Source organism: Leifsonia sp. 21MFCrub1.1 (assembly GCF_900107895.1).
Taxonomy (GTDB): domain Bacteria; phylum Actinomycetota; class Actinomycetes; order Actinomycetales; family Microbacteriaceae; genus Leifsonia; species Leifsonia soli.
Map to the genome: position 1 here is coordinate 3,312,733 of NZ_LT629867.1, position 14,331 is coordinate 3,327,063.

General features: G+C 67.3%; 14 protein-coding genes and 1 pseudogene. 6 read left to right on the forward strand and 9 right to left on the reverse strand.

The window, feature by feature from the left end:
- Positions 1 to 94: 94 nt before the first annotated feature.
- Entirely contained in the window at positions 95 to 763 is a 669-nt protein-coding gene (locus BLW09_RS15595; RefSeq protein WP_089914745.1) for a response regulator transcription factor, read from the reverse strand.
- The gene (locus BLW09_RS15600) at positions 760 to 1,944 is read right to left on the reverse strand and encodes a sensor histidine kinase (RefSeq protein ID WP_157696962.1); all 1,185 of its coding nucleotides are present in this window, start codon (positions 1,942 to 1,944) and stop codon (positions 760 to 762) included. Before BLW09_RS15600 ends, BLW09_RS15595 begins: the two co-directional genes overlap by 4 nt.
- Before the next feature lie 166 nt (positions 1,945 to 2,110).
- Here BLW09_RS15600 and BLW09_RS15605 point away from each other — a divergent pair, with 166 nt between their 5' ends.
- The 3 genes from BLW09_RS15605 to BLW09_RS18960 all read left to right on the forward strand — a co-directional run bounded on the left by BLW09_RS15605 (position 2,111) and on the right by BLW09_RS18960 (position 4,425).
- On the forward strand, positions 2,111 to 2,815 hold the full coding sequence (locus BLW09_RS15605) for an ABC transporter ATP-binding protein (RefSeq protein WP_089914751.1): 705 nt from the start codon (positions 2,111 to 2,113) through the stop codon (positions 2,813 to 2,815).
- Positions 2,812 to 4,122, forward strand: a complete 1,311-nt coding sequence (locus BLW09_RS15610; RefSeq protein WP_089914754.1) for an ABC transporter permease — start codon at positions 2,812 to 2,814, stop codon at positions 4,120 to 4,122. Before BLW09_RS15605 ends, BLW09_RS15610 begins: the two co-directional genes overlap by 4 nt.
- A gap of 99 nt (positions 4,123 to 4,221) precedes the next feature.
- Positions 4,222 to 4,425, forward strand: a complete 204-nt coding sequence (locus tag BLW09_RS18960) for a nitronate monooxygenase (RefSeq protein WP_157696963.1) — start codon at positions 4,222 to 4,224, stop codon at positions 4,423 to 4,425.
- Between the two features lie 53 nt (positions 4,426 to 4,478).
- Here the strand turns inward: BLW09_RS18960 and BLW09_RS19350 are convergent.
- Positions 4,479 to 4,868, reverse strand: a pseudogene (locus BLW09_RS19350) (IS110 family transposase); the annotation flags it as partial.
- A 347-nt stretch (positions 4,869 to 5,215) separates the two neighbouring features.
- On the opposite strand from BLW09_RS19350, the gene BLW09_RS15620 reads away from it, so the two are divergent.
- Both BLW09_RS15620 and BLW09_RS15625 read left to right on the forward strand, forming a co-directional pair.
- Positions 5,216 to 5,962 carry a hypothetical protein gene (locus tag BLW09_RS15620; RefSeq protein WP_089914761.1) on the forward strand — a complete coding sequence of 249 codons (747 nt, stop codon included), beginning with the start codon at positions 5,216 to 5,218 and terminating at the stop codon, positions 5,960 to 5,962.
- Positions 5,950 to 6,309, forward strand: a complete 360-nt coding sequence (locus BLW09_RS15625) for a hypothetical protein (RefSeq protein WP_089914769.1) — start codon at positions 5,950 to 5,952, stop codon at positions 6,307 to 6,309. The genes BLW09_RS15620 and BLW09_RS15625 overlap by 13 nt, the downstream gene beginning before the upstream one ends.
- Before the next feature lie 48 nt (positions 6,310 to 6,357).
- On the opposite strand, the gene BLW09_RS15630 is transcribed toward BLW09_RS15625, so the two are convergent.
- Positions 6,358 to 6,663 (reverse strand): hypothetical protein, encoded by a 306-nt coding sequence (locus BLW09_RS15630; RefSeq protein ID WP_089914771.1) that lies wholly within the window; start codon positions 6,661 to 6,663, stop codon positions 6,358 to 6,360.
- A gap of 512 nt (positions 6,664 to 7,175) precedes the next feature.
- Here BLW09_RS15630 and BLW09_RS15635 point away from each other — a divergent pair.
- Positions 7,176 to 8,057, forward strand: a complete 882-nt coding sequence (locus tag BLW09_RS15635; RefSeq protein ID WP_089914775.1) for an ArdC-like ssDNA-binding domain-containing protein — start codon at positions 7,176 to 7,178, stop codon at positions 8,055 to 8,057.
- A gap of 220 nt (positions 8,058 to 8,277) precedes the next feature.
- On the opposite strand, the gene BLW09_RS15640 is transcribed toward BLW09_RS15635, so the two are convergent.
- From BLW09_RS15640 to BLW09_RS15660, 5 genes are read right to left on the reverse strand one after another with little or no spacing between them, the layout of a single operon-like run.
- Positions 8,278 to 9,252, reverse strand: coding sequence for an NAD-dependent epimerase/dehydratase family protein (locus BLW09_RS15640; RefSeq protein WP_089914777.1), 975 nt, complete (start codon positions 9,250 to 9,252; stop codon positions 8,278 to 8,280).
- Entirely contained in the window at positions 9,243 to 11,153 is a 1,911-nt protein-coding gene (locus tag BLW09_RS15645) for a glycoside hydrolase family 127 protein (RefSeq protein ID WP_331712806.1), read from the reverse strand. The genes BLW09_RS15640 and BLW09_RS15645 overlap by 10 nt, the downstream gene beginning before the upstream one ends.
- Before the next feature lie 14 nt (positions 11,154 to 11,167).
- The gene (locus BLW09_RS15650; protein WP_089914783.1) at positions 11,168 to 12,040 is read right to left on the reverse strand and encodes a carbohydrate ABC transporter permease; all 873 of its coding nucleotides are present in this window, start codon (positions 12,038 to 12,040) and stop codon (positions 11,168 to 11,170) included.
- Positions 12,040 to 12,981 (reverse strand): carbohydrate ABC transporter permease, encoded by a 942-nt coding sequence (locus BLW09_RS15655; RefSeq protein ID WP_089914794.1) that lies wholly within the window; start codon positions 12,979 to 12,981, stop codon positions 12,040 to 12,042. The genes BLW09_RS15650 and BLW09_RS15655 overlap by 1 nt, the downstream gene beginning before the upstream one ends.
- Before the next feature lie 20 nt (positions 12,982 to 13,001).
- A complete protein-coding gene (locus BLW09_RS15660) occupies positions 13,002 to 14,294 on the reverse strand; it encodes a sugar ABC transporter substrate-binding protein (RefSeq protein ID WP_157696964.1) in 1,293 nt (430 codons plus the stop codon).
- Positions 14,295 to 14,331 lie beyond the last annotated feature (37 nt).

The window sequence follows — 14,331 nt, forward strand, 5'->3', positions numbered from 1 at the left end:
CCATCCATGCTCCCGTCGGGCGTGCGGCGGGGCGTCCCGCGAACGCGGCAACTTCGCATACCGCCAGCGCAGTACGACGGCAGGCGCCGCGCGATCAGCTCCCTGGAGTGAGGAGGCCGGATTCGTAGGCGAGGATCACCAATTGGGCACGATCATGCGCGCTGACTTTCATCATGATCCGGTTGACGTGCGTCTTCGCGGTATGCGGAGAGATGAACAGCATTTCGGCGATCTCCTGGTTGGAGGAGCCCTGAGCGACCATGAGCAGGACTTCTCGCTCGCGTTGCGTCAGGTGCGCCAGCTCCGGTGCTGGATGAGACGGCCCCCGTTGCGCCGGTGACGCGACGAACCGATCGATGAGTGCCCGTGTCGCGACAGGGGACAGCAGCGCATCGCCGTCGTGCACGGCCCGGACTGCGCGGACGATCTCGTCCGGTTCTGCGCCTTTGCCGATGAATCCGCTTGCACCGGCGCGCAGCGCCGCGACGAGGTACTCGTCTTCCTCGAACGTGGTGAGGATGAGGACCTTCGTGTTCGTCGACTCCGGATCGTTGCAGATCTCCGCTGTCGCGCCGATTCCGTCCAGCACCGGCATCCGGATGTCCATCACGACCACGTCCGGTCGCAACTCAACCACCAGCTTGACCGCTTCACGCCCGTCCTGGGCGTGCCCGACCACGTCGATATCGTCGTGACCCGAGAGGATGTCGGATACCGCCTGCCGGATCAAGGCTTGGTCGTCGACAATCAGAACGGTGGTCATACCGACCCTTCCGACTCGAGTGGTATCCGGGCCACGAGCTTCCACCCTGCCGCCGCCGGACCGGCCGTCACGGTCCCACGGACCGACGCGACGCGCTCCCGCAATCCGATGAGGCCGAGCCCGGAATGTCCGTCTCTGCGGGCGGCCGGTGCGCTCGTGTCCATCGGGTTGGCGATCGTGACGACGACGTCGTCCGTCTCGACTCGGATGAGGACGTGAGCCCGGGATTCAGCGCCGTGTTTGTGCGCATTGGTGAGCGCCTCTTGGATGACACGGTACGCGACCAGGTCCACCGCACCGGAGACCCGGTGGAGATCTCCTTCGATCCGGGTGTTCACATCCAATCCGGAGGCGGCAAACTGGTCCACGAGTTCGTCGAGCCGCCCGAGCCCCGATTGAGGAGATGGCGTCGTCTCACCGTTGTCCTCGGTGCGGAGCATCGCCATCAGATCCCCGATCTCACCGAGCACGGTGCGTGCGGCGGACCGGATGGTGGCGAGGGAGTCCTCGGCCTTCTCCGGGTGCGTCCCGATCGCCGAGGAGGCGGCCCCGGCATTGAGGCTGATCACCGCGATCTGGTGAGCCACCGCGTCGTGCAGGTCGCGCGCAATCCTCAGGCGCTCCTCGCTGACCCGCCGACGCGCCTCGGTCTCCCGCGTCTGCATTGCGCGTTCGGCACGCTCCGTGATCGCCGCGATGTAGGCGCGCTGCGAGCGCGCGCCATCTCCGGCGGCCGTCGCGAACGCCACGATCAGCCCGAACTGGACCACCCGCGGATCCAGAACCGTTCCGACCGACACGAGAAGGGTCAGCAGCATGATCGCGACCACCGCGCATCCACCGATGATCAGTGCTCGCGGGCGCGGACCATGCAACGACACCTGGAACATCGCCACTCCCACCGCGATCCCCACTCCCGGCGACAACGTGCCCGTTGCCGCGGCTGCCCCGAACACGCCCAAAAGCACGATCAGGACGACCAGCGGCCACCGCCGTCGCCACGGCAAGATCGCGATCGGCAACAGCACGAGCACGGTCGACACCGGACCGGTCGGGCGGAACTCGGGGATCGGCGAGGGAAGGAAAGCGGCGACGACGAGGATCACGGTGATGACCGCCTCCGGCACCCACCGTGGAACCTTCGGATGAGGTTGCGCCGGGATCTCCGGTACGTCGGTCACGTGCGTCACTCCCTCAGTGTGAGGGGAGGACGGGCGAATCCCCTCACTCCTACGACGCTGGAGCGCAATTTACCGCGAACGCAGTACAGCGGCGTCCGCGATCGGGGGACGCGCGCACCCGGGGGGATTGGGACGCTCGACGCACCACGAAAGAACGGAGCCCCCCATGCCGACCCCCATCCTGCAGGTCGAGGACGTGCACAAGTCCTACGGCCGCGGACAAAGCCGCTTCGAAGCGCTGAAAGGCGTGAGCTTCGACATCCGTGAAGGCGAATCCATCGCGATCGTGGGCAAGAGCGGATCCGGCAAGTCCACGCTGATGCACGTGCTCGCGCTGCTGGACGGACCCGATTCCGGGCGCATCGCCCTCGAAGGCGCGGACACCGCCGGTCTCCGGGGCGCGCGGCTGAACCGCATCCGCAACACGACCTTCGGCTTCGTGTTCCAGCAGTTCTTCCTCACCGGCAACGAAAGCGTCCTCGAGAACGTCGTGCTCCCGCTGAAGATCGCCGGCGTCAGCGGCCGCGAACGTAAGCGCCGTGGGATGGCCGCTCTCGAGCAACTCGACCTCGCGGACAAGGCCAAGAACAAGGCGCTGAACCTCTCGGGCGGGCAGAAACAACGTGCGGTGATCGCACGCGCACTGGTGAACAATCCGCGAATCATCTTCGCCGACGAGCCCACCGGCAACCTCGACACCGTCACCGGCGCCGTCGTCGAGGACATTCTCTTCTCCCTCAATCGCGAGCACGGAATCACCCTCATCGTCGTCACGCACGACGAGGACCTCGCCGCGCGCTGCGATCGCCGCATCGTCATCCGCGACGGGTTGATCGTCGACGGCAGCACGAATGTGGAGGCTGCAGCATGAAGACCACCGACCTCATCCGATCGGCCGTCGCAAACACCTTCCGCTCGAAGACTCGCACGATACTCACGATCCTCGCGATCTTCGTCGGCGCCTTCACCCTCACGCTCACCAACGGGCTCGGCACCGGTATCAACGACTACATCGCAAACACCGTTTCCGGCGTCGGCGCCGCCGATTCGATGACAGTCACCAAGGCGGATGGGAACGACGGAACCGCTCCCGCTGCCCCGTCCGCCAACGGCGCCCCACGCGAATACAATCCGGATGCGGTCTCCAGCGGGATTCCGGGCTCGACCGTCACCGCGCTCACTCCGCACGACATCGAGACCATCGGCGGAATCCAAGGAGTGGTCGCCGTCCAGCCCGTGCGAACAATCAATCCCGATTACGTCCAGGCCTCTGGTGGGACCAGGTACGTCGCGGGAGTCGCGAGCCTCATCCCCGGCCAGACCACCGTCCTCGGCGCAGGGGCAGCGCCCGACTCGACTGCGAGCACCCCGCAAGTAGCTATCCCCTCCGCGTACGTCGACCCCCTCGGGTTCGGCAGCGCCTCGGACGCGATCGGGAGCACCCTGACGTTCGGGATCACCGACGCCGACCGGGCGAAGCACACGATCGAGGCCACTATCGTCGGTGTCACCAAGGACGCCCTCGCGAGCCCGACCGGTGCCAGCCTGCTGATCAACAGCGTCCTCAGCGACGCACTGTTCGATGCACAGAGCACCGGGCTCAGCGCCGAGCAGGCCGACCGCTATGCCAGCGCCAGTGCGAGGTTCGACTCCTCGGCAACGAGCGACGACATCCAGGCGATCAAGGATCGACTCGCCAAAGCCGGGTTCACCGGCCGCACCGTCGCAGATCAACTCGGCACCATCACCAGCGTCATCGACGCGATCGTTCTGGTCCTCAACGCCTTCGCCATCATCGCGCTGCTCGCGGCGGCGTTCGGAATCGTGAACACCCTCTACATGTCGGTCCAGGAGCGGACCCGCGAGATAGGACTCATGAAGGCCATGGGCATGGGCTCGGCGAGGGTATTCTCGCTCTTCAGCCTCGAGGCGACCTTCATCGGCTTCCTGGGCAGTGCCCTCGGAGCGGGGATCGCGATGCTCGTCGGGGCCGCGATCAGCGGAGCCCTCTCGAACGGACTGTTCTCGAATCTCCCGGGCCTGACCCTCATTACATTCGACCCGGTCTCTATCGTCGGCACCATCCTCCTGGTGATGGCCATCGCGTTCGTCTCCGGAACGCTGCCCGCTGTACGGGCCGCGACAGCCGATCCTGTGACATCGCTCCGTTACGAATAGACAGACATGCGATCATGCGTGGCGGTTGCATGAAGGTGGGCGACCGCAGGACTCTGCCGCGACTGTCTCCGTCTCACCGTGGGTAGTCTGGGGCCTCTCATGCGTGGCCGCCTCTGGCCAACGTGCGTCGCGGAGACCCGAAGCGGTGTCCACGCCCAGGCTCATATAGGCCTGGTGGCCTCCGCCTCTGTGCCCGTGATCGCGGCGGGAGGAGTCGATGGCCCCGAGAGCGTGCCGGACCTGTTGAATGCTGGTGCCGAGGCGGTCGCCGTCGGAACCATCCTGCTACTCACGGACAGGTGACGGTCGCCGTACCGGTTCAGCCGGTGCCTGGTCGTGTTCCCACTCGAAGCCTCCAACGGCGACGCCCCAGCCAGAGCGGCGAAGGCGGCCTCGCTGCGCACTCGGCCTTGGTGCGAGTAGGCGGAGACCAGGATCGCGCCGGTGTGACGGCGACGCCGCCGCCGAGCAGTTGCTACAACCTCGGCGCGTGCTCCTGAACGTGAGAGGCCACCGCCGCCTGGTTCTCTCGCCAGCTGCGCGGTGAGCGCTTGGACCGAGACTGCGAGCGGGCGGGCTTCCTGCCCGATCGTGGCGATTGCGGCGTCGTCGTTCGCGCGTTGACGCCACCCGGCAACCTCCTTCACCTGGGTGTCAGTGAGCGGCCTGCGGACGTCGACGCCGAGGTCAAAGCTGCGCAACAGAGCCGTCAGCGCGTTTCGCTCCGCCGTTGGCCGGCCATCCATCACCTGTGGGGAACCAGCAGCACGCGCAGCGCTGCGCGCAGACCCATCCGATCGCGGCGTCGTCAGCCGCTCGACTTCTGACGGTAGAGCGGTCCGAGGTGCAGCGATAGCGTCGATCCCATCCGACTTGCCCCGGCCCGCGGGAGCCGGCCGCTTCGGCGGCCGGACGTCACACGTCGACCCCGCCGGCGATCAACGCGCGTCTGAGGTTCGAGCCATAGGAACTCGCCCCTCATTCGCGACCAGACTCCACCGTCAGCACGGCGCCGGATCCAGGCCAGTGATCGGCTGAGGCCGTTCGCCGTCGTCAGGAACGTCGCCTAATCGAGGCGACGGCCGGTGCGCAGATGGTCGAGAACGACCAACGGGAAGCCCTCACCGACAGCGACCGGGCGGCCGCGTTCCAGCAGCTCTCGCTCAAAGGACTCTCCGTCACCGCGATCGTCCGGCGCACCGGCACCAAGCAGAAGGAGGTCAAGACCGCCCTCGCCATCGTCGACAACCAGGTGGCTGCGTCCGCCAGCAAGGAGCACCAGCTGACTCTGGATCAGGCGGCGATGCTGATCGAATTTGATGGTGACGACGACGTCCGCGCTGACCTCATTCAGGTGGCGACCACCGACCCGACACAGTTCGCGCACGCGGCCCAGCGGGCTCGCGACGACAAAGCCCGCGCCGCCATCAAGGCCGACGCCGAAGCCGAGCTGGCCGGTCGGGGGTACACCATCCTTGACACCGATCCCGGCCACTACGACTCCGAATACACACGGATCAGCGAACTCCTTACCGCCGATGACCAACGCGTCACCGTGGAGGACGTCGAGAGCATCGACGGGCGCGCCGCACACGTCCGCGTCTACGCGGACGGTGACGCGAACGTCAGCTACTTCGACGCCAAGGCGGCCGGCTCTCACAGCTACGGCGGCAGCCAAACCAAGTCCCGGCCGATGACCGACGAGCAGAAAGCGGAACGCCGCACCCTCATCGCCAATAACAAGGCGTTGGCACCCGCAGAAGCCGTGCGCTGCGAATGGCTCGCTACGCTGCTTTTCCCGCAGCTCTCTTCCGAAGGACACTGCCGGTGTCATCGCTGAGGGACCGGCAAGCACTCAGCTCCGCCACCCGCGACGGCAACGAGCTCGCCCACCAGCTGCTCCGACTTGAACGGAGCAGCTATTTCGAGGCGGACAAGCTCGTCACGCTCATCGAACAAGCTCCATCCAAAGAGCAGCATGTCGCTCTAGCGGTCGTGCCCGGCGTCTGCGAATCCGTCACCAGCAAAGAAAGTTGGTACCACCCCACCGCCTACCTCTCGCAGCTCGTTGCGTGGGGATACAGCCTCAGCGATGTTGAGCAGATCGTGACCGGAACCACCTGGATGAACCAATCGCGTCAGAAGCGACCGGGGACACGGCAAGAACGACTGACCGCCACCCAGTAGGTCCCGCCACTGAGGGCGGGACCCACCCTGTGGCCACCGGCTACAGGCTCAGGACAGCGCCCGGTCTACAGACGCCGGCTGCCCACCAATTACGGATCCCCATTGCGCAGCGACCCGGTCCAACGCAAGAAACGGCACCGCAGCCGTTTCGGCGGTCAACGCCGCTAGTCGGCCGATTAGCGTGCGCGGGTCAGCGGCGATCGCCCACCCATCCCCCGCGTAGCGGCTGACCGTCTCCACGCACTCCTTCTTTTCCTCCGCGGTCGGGAACACCGACCCGACCACCCCGATCAGTCCGCCCTGCAGTTCCGGGCCCATGTTCCTGGTGTCGATGACGAATACCCGCATGGTCATTCACTCCCCTGTCGATCGTTTTTGTTTGCCTTCCGGCGGAGAGATCGATTGCGAGTGGGAGGGGCCGGAGTGCCGGGACCGTGGAATACCGGAGGGAGCGATAGCGAGTGAGGATATGCCGCGAAAGCCCGGCACGGGCGCACCGGGAACGAGCTACGATCGGCCGGCGGAAAGACAAACAAAGACAGCAGGTACAGGGCCGCCCGCAGGCGGCTACACCCACAACAGCACCCGACAATACGAACCACCCGGGCCACAACGACACCTGCGATCAAAGCGGCTGGTGAAGCCGGTGGAGCTGCTACCGCAGCACGGCCCTTCTACCTGTTGGTGACCTGTCCGAGTCCGTCATCGTAGGTCGCTGACGCACCTTGCCGTTCCCGCCGATCTGCCACGCGCCCTCCGGGCTTATCTCGCGGCAGATCGGCGGGCACTCTCGGCGCTCACGCTCCCCCTTGATTCCCTCTGCCGGACGGCACCAAACAACGGTTGATCACACGAGGGAGCACACCATGAACACCACGTCCACTAAGCACAGTGCGGAAGAACGCAAAGCGCAGGCCGAAGCACTCCACAACTCAATCCTCGAACAAGTGGGACAGCTTGCCCAGAGCGGGCAGTGGCGGCGATTCCTCGACTTCGCCCGCTCCTTCCATCAATACAGCCTGAATAATCTGCTGCTGATCCTCGCCCAGAACCCGGACGCGACCATGGTCGCCGGATACCGGCAATGGCAAGCTAAAGGCCGTCAGGTTCGCAAGAGCGAGTCCGCGATCAAGATCTTCGGCCACAGCACCAAGAAGACCTCCAACTTGGAGGACGAGTCAAGCCCGAACGAGGAACAGCAAATTTCCCACTACTTCCCCGTGCTGTCCGTGTTCGACATCTCGCAAACCGACCCGATCCCCGGGACCACCGCCATACCGGAAAACCCTGCCCAGCAACTCGCCGGCGAAGACGATCACGGACTCTTCGAGCCACTCACCGCATACCTTCGCAGCGACGGATGGGACGTCAACCGCGAACCGCTAGCCCACGCAAACGGGTACACCGATCCTGACCGCCACACCGTGGTGGTTAGAGACAACCTCTCGCCGGAGCACACCGCAAAGACACTCATCCATGAAGCGGCCCACATCACCCTGCAGCACATCGACGACGTCAACGACTACCGCCAGCACCGTGGCCGCATGGAAGTGGAGGCCGAGTCTGTCGCCTACATTGTTGCTGGGCTCCACGGCCTCGACACCAGCGCGTACAGCATCGGCTACATCACCGGATGGGCAAACGAAGAAATCGACCTCATCCGGGAGACTGCAGCGCGCGTCCTCGGATGCGCGCAGACGCTTGGCCAGGTGATTGCCCAGTGGGACGCCGCAAGCGGCTCGGGCTGAAGCGTTGTCAATCCGGGGCTGGGGCGGTCGATGGTGGGATTTGAACCCTAGTTCGGGGCCCACTGGCCCCCTGGTCCTGGCTCAAATTTCGCGGAACGTCAACGAAATGGAGCTCCTGTGATGACGCGAGATCTCTGTAGAGCTCACACGGTTGTAGTCAAAATGTAGTCAAACGCAGGCCGCCTCGTAATGTGAAACCGATTTCGCTCTGGGCGTTGACCTAGCGGGCGAGCACGCGGCCTTCGACGTCGACCTCTGCGTGAGCGATCAGCCACTGCAGCGCCTCGGCGACCGCCTCGAGGCTGCTGTAGCGAGGCTCGTAGCCCAGCACCCGGCGGGCCTTGTCGATCGAGGCCGACGGGCTGCGCGAGATGTGCTCCCATGTGGCCGCGGAGTGCTCGGCCCCGACGATCTCGGCGAAGCGCTCGAACGGTTCGAAACGCAGCCGGGGTTCTGCACCGAACCAGCCCGCCACCGCGGTCGCGAAGCCCCGCAGGGTGAGCGCCCGGTCCGAGACGACGTGGAATCCCTGGCCGACGGCTTCCGGTGTCGTCAGCGCGGCCTCGAACGCCTGGGCCACGTCGTCGGCGTGGACGTGGTGAACGGTCTCCAGTCCGAAGTCCGGCAGGACGAGCTCCTCCCCCGTCGCCAGCCGGCGCCAGACGTCGAGGTCGAGGTTGCCAGCGGGGTTGATCATGTTCCAGCCCGGCCCCGTGATGTGGCCGGGGTGCAGCACGACGCTCGGGACACCACCGGGGCGGGCGGAGTCGGCGAGCAGGAGGCGCTCGATCGCATCCTTGCCCACGCCGTAGTCGCCGAACGGCTCGCGCGCTTCGTCCTCCTTCATCGGGACAGCGGTCGCCGGACCGTGGATCCAGATGGTCCCGCAACTCAGCAGCAGATTCACCCGGCCGCGCAGGCCATCGACCAGCGTCTGGGCGGACTCCGGGGTGAAGCACACCATGTCGATGACTGCGTCGGCGCCGAGCTCGGCGATGCTCTCGCCGAAGGTCCCGTCCGCTTCGCCGCGTTCGCGGTCGAGGTGGACGCGCTCCACCTCGTCCCACGCCGCGTCGGGATGGTACGGCTCGCTCTTTCCGCGGCTGACGGCGACCACGTCGTGTCCCGCGCGGACCAGCCGGGGGACGAGGTAGCTTCCGACGTGGCCGGTGGCTCCGATGACTGCTACGCGCATGGCATCCACACTCTCATGGTCGCAGGGCCGCGGTTGGCGCGGCGGTGGTACGGGATCAGGGGCAGCTCGAAAGGTTCGGACAGCGCCGGTCGCCCCAAAGCATCCGCGTACGGCCAGTCGGTCGACTCGAAGCCCGCCAGGCGCGCCGTCGCCACCGGTTGCCCGTCGCGCACACGCGGAGCCTCGGCGTCGACGATGCGCAGGCTGTTGACATCGGCGCCCTCGGGAAGGTCGACCGACTCGGCGCAGAGCACGAGCGGACCCGCCTCCACCGCCACGCTTCCGCGCACCGCATCGACTCGCGGATCCGGGTAGGTCAGCCGTGGCGACACGTCGAGCTGCAGCGTGACGGTGTCGCCGACGGCGAACCGCCGCCGTACCCGCGCGGTGCCGGGCACCACCGTCCGCTCCTGCCCGTCGACGACGAGGGTGCCGCCGGCGTGCGCCCAGCCCGGCACCCGGATCGCGAGCTCCCACTCCGAATCGACCGTCTCGGAGACGGTGACGGTGATGGTGCCCTCGTCCGGGTAGGCGGTCTCTACGGTCATCGCGATCGGCCCCTCGGCGACCGCGCCCCGGATGGTGCCGGTCACGAACTGGTGCAGCTGGAGCCCGTCCGGCGAGCTGGTCGCCACGTAGGCCCCCAGCGACGCGAAGGTCCGCGCCACGTTGGTCGGGCAGCAGGAGACCTCGAACCACGGCGCGCGCAGGCTGGACGCCGCACGCGGGCTCTGCTCGTCGGCCGGAGGCGTCGCACCGGGGACCCGCTGGTGCAGCGTGTTCGTGTAGAAGAAGGAGGTGCCGTCCTCGCCAGGGGAACCGGCCACGACGTTGTAGAGCGTCCGCTCGATAGCGTCCGCGTAGCGCGACTCACCCGTGGCCAGGAGCAGCCGGAAGTTCACCATCACCGAGCCGACGCCCGCGCACGACTCTGAGTAGGAGCGGTCCGGCGGCAGCTCGAAGTCGAGCCCGAACGACTCGCCCTCGTGGTGGGCGCCCATGCCGCCGGTCACATACGTGCGCCGCGCGGTCGTGTTCGCGACCTGGGTCTTCAGCGCCGTCAGCAGCTCGCCGTCGTCGGTCTCCACGGCGACATCCACGCCTCCCGCCGCCAGGTACAGGGCCCGGACGGCGTGGCCGGCCATGACATCGGTGTCACGGACCGGGGTGTCGTCCTGGAAGTACTGGCGACCGAACTCGATGTCCGCCAGCGTCCGGTGCCCCCGGCGCTCGATGAAGAGCCGGGACTGCTCCAGGTACTTCGGGTCACCGGTGTAGCGGGCGAACTCGGCGAGCGCGACCTCGATCTCCGGGTGCCCGCAGACGCCCTGGATGCCGTCCGGTCCGAACGCCTCGCACACGTGGTCCGCCGCACGACGGGCGATCTCGACGAAGAGGTCGGGGCCCGTGGTCCGGCCGCGGGCGACGGCGGCCTGGATGAGGTGCCCGTAACAGTACAGCTCGTGGCCCCACTCCAGGTCGCTGTACCGCGCGCCCTGCCCGGGCCGGCCGAAGTAGGTGTTGAGGTAGCCGTCGGCCTCCTGGACGGGCGCGATCCGGTCGACGATCGCCCGGAACCGCGCATCCATCGCCTCGTCGCCGGTGCGTCCGATCTCCCACGCCATCGCCTCGAGCAGCTTGTAGACATCGGAGTCGGCGAACTCGCGGCCGGTGTGCGCTCCGGGCAGCGTCCCCGCGCGGGCGGCGTCGAAGTTCGCCACCCACCCGGCGCGCTCCACCCAGTACTCGCAGTGCTCGATCATCGCGCGGTGGTTAAGCTCCTGGCGGTCGCCCCAGAACCCGCCGCGGAGGCGGACGTCGTCGATGCCGAGCGGGCGCAATGCTCCCGTCGAGGGCGCGACGGGCCGCCCGTGGTCGAGGCTGAGTGAGGTATCGGGCACAGGTGTGTCTCCAGTCATTTCACCGCGCCGAGGGTGAGGCCCTCGCGCAGGAGTCGGTACGTGCAGGCGAACAGCACGAGGATCGGGATGGATGTGAGCACGGCCAACGCCATCAGGCCGGGCCAGTTGATGCCGAAGGCGGAGACCTGCTGCGCGAGCAGGGCGCTCAGCGGGTACTTGCCGGGGGTGAGCAGGAAGTTGACCGCGTAGAGGAACTCGCCCCACGACAGCAGGAACACGAGCGTCGCGGCCGTCGCGACCCCATTGCGCGCCACCGGCAGGATGATCGAGCGGAAGGTGCGCCAGGTGGACGCGCCGTCGATCGCCGAGGCCTCCTCCAGCGCCTCCGGCACCGCCCGGAAGAACGGGCGCAGCAGCAGCACGGCGAACGGGATGAGCAGCGCCGTGTCGGCGAGGATGACGCCCAGCGTCGAGTCCAGCAGCCCCCAGCTGCCGAAGATCTGGAACAGCGGGATGACGTTCGCGGTCTGCGGCACCATCTGCAGCACGATCAGCAGCGCGAGGCAGATGGTGGTGATCCGGCCGCCGACGCGCGCCAGCCCGTAGCCGGCGGGGATGGCGACGAGCAGCGTCAGGATGGTGGTGCCCGCCGCGATCAGGAACGACTGGCCGAGGGCCTCGTACAGTCCCCCGGACTGGACGACGCTCGCGTAGGCGTCCAGGGTGGGCCGGAAGAAGAAGGCGGCCTTGTCCGAGAGCACGTCTCCCGGGTCCTTCAGCGAGGTGAGCAGGATCCACAGGACGGGGACGCCGTAGATCACGAAAAGCAGGACGCGGGAGAGCACCGCGACGGGGGTGCGCCGGCGGGCCGCTCCGCGCTTGCGGGCGGGCCGTGCGGGGGCGGCGAGGCGGGGCTGGGTGGTCATCAGTCCAGTTCCTCCTTTCGCACGCTGCGTGCGTAGACGACGGCGAGCACGATCACGAACAGCACGGCGATGATCGCGGTGGACGAGCCCAGCCCGAAGTCGTACCGGACGAAGGCCTGCAGGTAGCCGAGGAACGGCAGGGTGTTGGTCGACTTGCCCGGGCCGCCGTAGGTCATCACGTAGATGAAGTCGAAGCTGCGGAAGGCGTACACGATGGTCAGCACGGCGAGCACGAGCGTGGTCGGCCGGACGGCCGCCATCATGATGTGCCGGATCTCCTGCCACGGGCTCGCGCCGTCGAGCTGGGCCGCCTCGTACACCTCTTCCGGGATGCCGAGGATTGACGCCCGGTACACCAGCGCGTTGAACGGGATGATCGCCCACGAGTTCACCAGCGCGACGGACAGCAGGGCGAACCGGGTGTCGTAGAGGAACGGGAACGACGAGGCGCCGAACAGGTGGAACACGGAGTTGAAGAGTCCGTTGTCGCCGAGCAGGAACTTCCACACGCTTCCGTTGACCACCGGAGGGAGCGCCCAGACGAAGACCATCAGCCCCAGCAGGATCGCCGACGCCTTCGTGTTGGAGCGGAGCGCCACCGCCGCGGCGAACCCGCCGGCGAGTCCGAGCACCGTGACGATCACGACGAAGACGAGGGTGTTGAGCAGGGCGGCCGGGGTGTCGCCCTGCTGCCAGCTCTTCGTGAAGTTCGCCAGGCCGACGAAGGCCCAGTCGAAGTTGAGCGTCGCCGAGGTGACGGCGCTGACGCTCATGCGGACCAGCTGGATCAGCGGGTAGGCCGCGAGCACCGCGAGCACGATGGCCGCGGGGAGCACGTAGAGGAGGCGCCCGTCGAGCGCGCGCCTCCTCCGTCGTGCGGCCGGCGCCGGCGACGAGCTCAGGCGGGTGGTGCGGCGGTGCGATTGTTGTGCCGTTGTCATCGTCGGTACCGGTCGTTCCCTTACTTGGCGCTCAGGACCTGGTCGAGCTGCTGCTTGTACGCGGCGGCCGCATCGGACGGCGAGGCCGATCCGCCGAGCACCGAGCTCCAGGCCTGGCCTCCGGCGAGCTGCTGGTTGGCGACGCCTGCGGCGGGGACCGCCTCGTCGGGATAGTTGGCGCCGAGCTTCGACACGGACTCGGCGAACGGCTTGATCAGCGGGTCGCCGGTCACGGCGGAGTCGGACGCGGTGTCGGCGCGGGCCGGGATGGTCCCCGAGTCCTTCAGGGCGATCAGCTGGCCCGCCTTGGAGTAGTAGGTGGCCTGCAGGTACTTCCAGGCGAGGTCCTGGTTCTTGCTGAACGCGCCGATCCCCTCTCCCTCGCCGCCCAGGTAGACCTTGCCCTTGCTGCCGAGGGGCAGCGGGACGACGCCGTAGTTGAACTTCGCGGTCGACTTCGCCGTGCCGATCTGCCAGTTGCCGTTCTCGGCGAACGCGACGTCGCCGGCCGCGAACTTCTGGAAGGGAACCGTCTGATCCCAGGTCGTCGACTCCTTCGAGAGGTAGCCCTTCGACACCCAGTCGGAGACGCGCGACAGGCCGTCGGTGAGCGCCTTCGTCGAGGGCTTGGCCAGGTCGAATCCGGCGGCGGTGAGCCACGGGTAGGCCTGCCACTCGCCCTGCGAGTTCGGCAGGCCGGAGAGGGTGATGCCCGACTTGCCCGCGGTCTTGACCTTCGCCATCGCCGAGTCCAGCTCGTCGAGGGTCGTCGGCGGCTTCACGCCGGCGGCGTCCAGGATGTCCTTGTTGTACCAGAGGCCCAGCAGGTTGACGTAACCCTGGACCGCGTAGGTCTTGCCGTTCAGCTTGTGGACGACCGACGACGGGAACTGCCCCTTGTCGGCGAACGACGACCACTTGCTGTCGAGGGGCGCGAGCGCGCCGCTCAGGGCGAGGTTGCTGGCGTCCGCACCGTTGAACACGACGACATCCGGGCCGGTCTTGGCGCCGGCGGAGGCGATCAGCTTCTGGTCCATCTGGTCGTACGGGACGTACACGTTCTTGACCGTGACGCCCTTGTTGTCCTTCTCAAACAGGTCGGCGTAGTCGGTCATGACCTTCACCTGGTTGGGGTCGCTGAAGTAGTGCCAGACCGTCAGCGTGTTGGATCCGCCGCTGGGGGCGCTGCCGCCGCTGCCGGAGCAGCCAGACAGCACGAGGCCCGCCGCGGCGGCGATCGCGCCGGCGATGAGGCCCAGGCGGGCGCGGCGTCCCCGGCGGGATGCCGGGGTTCGTTCTTCGTTGAATGCCATCATTGATCCTTCGTTGGATGCGATTGGGACGCGACCA